Origin of the sequence: Microbacterium sp. (genome assembly GCF_032084865.1) — a bacterium.
In the GTDB taxonomy this organism is placed as follows: domain Bacteria; phylum Actinomycetota; class Actinomycetes; order Actinomycetales; family Microbacteriaceae; genus Microbacterium.
Map to the genome: position 1 here is coordinate 1 of NZ_DAMDLU010000130.1, position 5,791 is coordinate 5,791.

The 5,791-nt window shown below is 69.8% G+C and carries 6 protein-coding genes and 2 pseudogenes; all 8 read right to left on the reverse strand.

What is annotated here, in order from left to right:
* The coding region (locus tag RT309_RS12050; RefSeq protein ID WP_313357359.1) for an alcohol dehydrogenase catalytic domain-containing protein at nucleotides 1-762 on the reverse strand (762 nt) is incomplete at its 3' end.
* A 1-nt stretch (nucleotide 763) separates the two neighbouring features.
* Complete coding sequence (era, locus tag RT309_RS12055) at nucleotides 764-1,669, reverse strand: GTPase Era (protein ID WP_313357360.1); 906 nt, start codon at nucleotides 1,667-1,669, stop codon at nucleotides 764-766.
* Nucleotides 1,662-2,957, reverse strand: coding sequence for a hemolysin family protein (locus RT309_RS12060; RefSeq protein ID WP_313357362.1), 1,296 nt, complete (start codon nucleotides 2,955-2,957; stop codon nucleotides 1,662-1,664). The genes era and RT309_RS12060 overlap by 8 nt, the downstream gene beginning before the upstream one ends.
* Nucleotides 2,954-3,412, reverse strand: coding sequence for an rRNA maturation RNase YbeY (gene ybeY, locus RT309_RS12065; RefSeq protein WP_313357364.1), 459 nt, complete (start codon nucleotides 3,410-3,412; stop codon nucleotides 2,954-2,956). Before ybeY ends, RT309_RS12060 begins: the two co-directional genes overlap by 4 nt.
* Entirely contained in the window at nucleotides 3,409-4,434 is a 1,026-nt protein-coding gene (locus RT309_RS12070) for a PhoH family protein (protein WP_313357370.1), read from the reverse strand. Before RT309_RS12070 ends, ybeY begins: the two co-directional genes overlap by 4 nt.
* An 85-nt stretch (nucleotides 4,435-4,519) precedes the next feature.
* Nucleotides 4,520-4,867: an HIT domain-containing protein gene (locus tag RT309_RS12075; RefSeq protein ID WP_313357366.1), complete on the reverse strand. Its 348-nt coding sequence runs from the start codon at nucleotides 4,865-4,867 to the stop codon at nucleotides 4,520-4,522.
* Between the two features lie 14 nt (nucleotides 4,868-4,881).
* Nucleotides 4,882-5,603, reverse strand: a pseudogene (locus RT309_RS12080) (16S rRNA (uracil(1498)-N(3))-methyltransferase).
* A gap of 32 nt (nucleotides 5,604-5,635) precedes the next feature.
* Nucleotides 5,636-5,791 (reverse strand): annotated as a pseudogene (locus RT309_RS12085) (molecular chaperone DnaJ); the annotation flags it as partial.

Genomic DNA, 5,791 nt, shown 5'->3' on the forward strand with positions numbered 1-5,791 from the left:
GGCGAGGAAGCCGCGCTCGGCGGCCGCGGCCGGCGCGACGATCGTGACGATGCGTCGGCGGTCACCCACGAGGGCGAGCGATGTCTCGACGGCCTCCGGTGTGCCGGCGGCGTCGAGCGCGGCGTCGACCGCGGTCACGCCGGCACCGGCCATCGTCTCGCGGATGCGCGAGAGCAGCCCGTCGCCGTACTCGACGGGCAGACCGCCGAATCGGCGCACCTTGTCGAAGCGGGCGCGGCCTGCCGTGCCGATCACCCGGATGCCCTGCATCGCGGCCTGCTGCAGAAGGCTCACTCCGACCGCACCGGAGGCAGCGTGCACCAGCACGGTCTCGCCACGTGTCGCACCGACGGCGTGCAGCATGGCCGATGCGGTCGTTCCCGCGAGCAGCAGGTTCGCGGCCTCCGCGTGCGTGAGCGTGGCGGGCTTTCGCAGCACCTTCTGCGCGGGAACCGTCAGCTCGGTCGCGTATCCCCCACGCACCCGGAAGGCGATCACCTCGTCGCCGACGGCGACGCGGCCGGTGACGATCTCGGTGCGAGGACCGACCGCCGTGACGACTCCCGAGACCTCGTAACCGATCGGCATGGGCAGCTCGACGCCGCTCCTGGGGGCTGCGACGTGCTTCGCGTCGGCCGGGTTCACTCCGGCCGCATGCACGCGGATCGTCACCTCACCGGCATCCGGGGGCACTACGTCGTACTCCTCGAGGCGCCATCCGTCCGGCGAGCCCCACTCGCGGGCGACCCAGTGCGCGGCCATCTCAGAAGCCGAGCCGGCCGAGCTGCTTGGGATCGCGCTGCCACTCCTTGGCCACCTTGACGTGCAGCTTCAGGAACACCCTCGTGCCGAGCAGCTCCTCGATGCCCTGGCGGGCGGCCGCGCCGACATCCCGCAGACGGGCGCCTTTGCGTCCGATGATGATCGCCTTCTGGCTGTCGCGCTCGACGACGATCGACGCGTGCACATCGGTGAGGTCGGTGTCCTCGCGCGGCTCGACGTCGTCGACGACGACCGCGATCGAGTGCGGCAGCTCGTCGCGAACGCCCTCCAGCGCGGCTTCGCGGATGATCTCGGCGATGCGGTCCTCATCCGACTCGTCGGTGACGATGCCGTCCTCGTACAGGCGCGGACCTGCGGGCATCAGCTGCAGCATCTCATCGGCCAGCACATCGAGCTGTTCGCGGGTGAGCGCCGAGAGCGGGATGACGGCCGCCCAGTCCTCGCGCAGCGAGTCGACCTCCATGAGCCGTTCGACGATGTCGTCACGGTTCGCCGCGTCGGTCTTGGTCACGATCGCGACCTTCTTCGCGCGGGGGTAGCCGTCGAGGGATGCCGCGATGCGCCGGTCGCCAGGGCCGACCTTCTCGGTCGCGGGAACGCAGAAGCCGATCACGTCGACGTCGCCGAGCACCTGCTCGACGAGATCGTTGAGCCGCTCGCCGAGCAGCGTGCGCGGCTTGTGGATGCCGGGGGTGTCGACGATCACGAGCTGTCCGTCGGGGCGGTTCAGGATGCCCCGGATCGCGCGCCTCGTGGTCTGCGGCTTCTCGCTCGTGATCGCGATCTTCTCGCCCACCAGCGCGTTCGTCAGCGTCGACTTGCCGACGTTCGGCCGACCGACGAAGGTCACGAAGCCGCTGCGGGTCCGGTCGTCAGGCTCAGTCATCCCGGTCTCCTCCATCACGATCATCATCCTCCACCGTGCCGGGCGCCCGCTCCACGAACACCGTCGCGATCCCGCGCCCGCGGCCGCGCGATGCGCCGCCGGTGAGCACGAGGCCCTGCACGATCACAGCGTCTCCCGGCTGCGGTATCCGGCCCAGCTCTTTCGCCAGCAGCCCGCCGATCGAGTCGACGTCCTCATCTTCGAGCTCGATCCCGAACAGGTCGCCCACGTCCTCGAGGCCGAGGCGCGAGTTGACGCGGTACCGTCCGTCCGCCAGCTCCACGACCTCGGCGGGACCGCGGTCGTACTCGTCGGCGATCTCGCCCACCAGCTCTTCGATGAGATCCTCGAGCGTGACCAGCCCCGAGATGCCGCCGTGCTCGTCGATCACCATGCACACATGCACGGCGTCGCGTTTCATCTGCTGCAGCAGGGTCTCGGCGCGCATCGATTCGGGCACGTAGACCGCCGGTCGCGCGATCGGCCGCACCGGCCGCCCGCGCCACGCACTCTCGTCGCGGTACGCGAACTGCACGAGATCCTTCAGATACAGCACGCCGACGACGTCATCCGCGTCATCGTCCACGACCGGCATCCGCGAGACTCCCGTGCGCAGGAAGAGCTCCATCGCCTCGGTGGTGGTCGCTTCGGCATCCACGGTCATCATCTCGGTGCGCGGAACCATCACCGCGCGCACGAACTGGTCGGTGAAGTCGAACACCGAGTGGATCAGGTCCCGGTCGTCCTCCTCGATGAGCAGGTTTGACGCGGCTTCGTCGACCATGCTCAGCAGCTGCTCCTCCGAGGCGAAGCTGCTGCGTCCGGTGCCGGGCGTCACCCGCTGACCCGCCGCGACCAGCGCCTGAGCGAGCGGCCCGAGCAGGATGCGCATGCCCCGCACGACCGGCGCCCAGGTGCGCAGCATGGACGTCGCATGCAGCCGGCCGAACGAGCGCGGACTGGACCCGACGAGCACGAAGGTGATGCCGGTCATCAGCACGGCAGCCGCGAGCATCGCCCACCAGATGCTCGGCAGCAGGGCATCGAGCGCGACCGTCACGAATACCGCGGCCGTGGTCTCGGAGAGCACGCGCATGAAGGCGACGGCGTTCACGTGCGGGGCAGGATCTGCGGCGATGCGCGCGAGCGCGGCCGCGTTGCGGCCGTCGCCCGACATGTTCTCGAGGTCGGTGTTCGAGCTGACCGAGAAGGCCGCGTCGACGGCGGCCATCAGTCCGCCGAAGGCGACCAGCAGCACGGCGGCTGCGAGGAGTATCGCTGGGGTCATCGACCGCGTTCGACGCGCGCGAAGCCCTCGATCAGCGACTTCTGCAGCCCGAACATCTCACGCTCCTCGTCGGGTTCGGCGTGGTCGAAACCGAGCAGGTGCAGCAGGCCGTGCGTGGTCAGCAGGATGAGCTCGTCCATCAGCGAGTGACCGGCCGTCTGTGCCTGCGCCTCCGCGACCTGCGGACACAGCACGATGTCGCCCAGCAGGCCGGGAGCGGTGGGGTTCTCCGGGCTGCCGGGACGCAGCTCGTCCATCGGAAAGCTCAGCACGTCGGTGGGACCCGGCTCATCCATCCACTGCACGTGCAGCGACTCCATGGCGCCCTCGTCGACGAGCACGATCGCGACCTCGGCATCGGGGCTGACGTGCAGCTGTGCGAGGTTGAAGTCGGTGAGCCGCTGCAGCACGGTCTCATCGACCGCGATCGCCGATTCGTTGTTGATCTCGATCATTTCAGGCCTCGCTTCGGCATGCGGTCTCGGGGGCTCTGCGGCGCTCCGCCGCGGCGCTCGGCGCGATTCGCGAACTGGTGCGCCTGCTCGCGCTCGACGCGTGCGGCGGTGCGCTGTTCGTCGTACTCGCTGTACGCGTCGACGATGCGGCCGACCAGCGAGTGCCGCACGACGTCGTCGCTGGTCAGCCGTGAGAAGTGGATGTCGTCGATGTCGCCGAGCACCCGCGTGACCAGGCGGAGTCCCGATGCGCCCTGCGGCAGGTCGATCTGGGTGATGTCGCCGGTGACGACCATCTTCGTGCCGAACCCGAGGCGGGTGAGGAACATCTTCATCTGCTCGGGGGTGGTGTTCTGCGCCTCGTCGAGCACGACGAACGAGTCGTTCAGCGTGCGCCCTCGCATGTAGGCCAGGGGCGCCACCTCGATGGTGCCGGTCGCCATCAGCCGCGGCACGACCTCGGGGTCCATCATCTCGTTGAGCGCGTCGTACAGCGGTCGCAGATAGGGGTCGATCTTGTCGGTCAGCGACCCGGGCAGGAACCCGAGCCTCTCCCCCGCCTCGACCGCCGGGCGGGTGAGGATGATGCGCTGCACCTCTTTGCGCTGCAGCGCCTGCACGGCCTTCGCCATCGCGAGATAGGTCTTGCCGGTGCCCGCCGGTCCGATGCCGAACACGATGGTGTTCTGCTCGATCGCGTCGACGTACTCCTTCTGCCCGAGGGTCTTCGGACGGATGACCCTGCCGCGGGTCGACAGGATCGCCTCGCCGAGCACCTCGCTGGGCCGCGGCCCCTCGTCGCGGCGCAGGATGCGCGCGGAGCGCTCGACGTCACTCGGCGCGAGGTCGTGCCCCGAACGGGTCATCTCGATCAGCTCGTCGACGAGGCGCTTCGCCGCGGCGACATCGTCGGCCGAGCCGCCCAGCGTGATCTCGTTGCCCCGCACCATCACCTGCACACTCGGATGCTGCTTCTCGAGCATCCGCAGCAGCCGGTCCTGCGGCCCGAGCAGCTGCACCATGGCGATGCCGTCCGCGAAGATGCGCTCGGTGCGCTCGGGCTGCGCGGGGAACCGCGGGGGTGCGCTCTCGGCGTGTGCGCTGTCGTCAGAAGCCAACGAGCTTGCCCTCCTCGATGTTTCCGAGCACGTGCGCGTGCACGTGGAAGACCGACTGGGCGGCGCTGGCGCCGTTGTTGAAGATCAGACGGTACTCGCCGTTGGCGTGCTCGGTGGCGATCTGCTTGGCGACGGCCACCATGTCGGCCATCAGGCCCGGGTCGCCGGCGGCGAGCTCGGTGACGTCGCGGTACTGCTCGGTCTTGGGGACCACGAGCGCGTGCAGCGGCGCCTGGGGGTTGATGTCGCGGATCGCGAACACGCGGTCGGTCTCGGCGAGGATGTCGCCGGGGATCTCCCCGTTCAGGATGCGGGTGAAGATCGAGGGTTCGCTCATACCCGCAAGTCTATTCACCAGCGGCCGAGGTTGGCCGAGAGCACCGCGATCGCGGCAGGACCGGCTGTCGAGGTGCGCAGCACCGTGTCGCCCAGACGGACGCGCTCGGCACCTCCAGCCGATCCATCTCGTCGGGGGAGATTCCGCCTTCCGGGCCGACCACCAGCACGAGGTCGCGCCCGTCCGGGCGGATGCCGGTGATCCGCGTCTGCGTCCACGGGTCGAGCACGAGCAGCCGAGCATCCGCCGCGCGCTCGGCCAGCTGCGCAGTCGACTGCACGGGCGTAACCGCGGGCACCCACGCTCGGTGCGCCTGCTTGGCCGCCTCGCGGACGATCGTCGCCCAGCGCTCCCGGCCCTTCGCCGCCTTCGGCCCCTCCCAGCGTGACACGCTGCGCGCCGCCTGCCAGGGCACGATCTCGTCGACGCCGAGCTCGCATGCGGCCTGCACGGCCAGCTCGTCGCGGTCGCCCTTCGCGAGCGCCTGCGCGAGTACGATGCGCGTCTCGGGTCCGTCCTGCACGCGGCGTCCGGTGATCCGCACGCTCACCTGCGATGCCGTGACGTCCTCCGTCGCGCCCTCGAGCCACACGCCGCGGCCGTCGCCGATGGTCACGGTCTCGCCGACGCGCACGCGGCGCACCACCGAGGCGTGCTTCGCCTCGGATCCGGTGAGCCGGACGAGTTCACCGACGGCGGCGTCGGTGCAGTCGGGTACGACGAAGTGCAGGGCCATGGGGCTCCGATCGGCAGTGGTGCGGGCTTCGGTCAGTGGCTGCGGAAGCGGTCGCGCAGCTTCGAGAACAGTCCCTGCTGGAACTGGGCGAGCTTGGGAGCCGGGGCCTTCGCCTTCTTCGCGAAGTCCTCGATGAGCTTGCGCTGCGCCCCGTCGAGCTTGGTCGGCGTGACCACCTGCACTCCCAC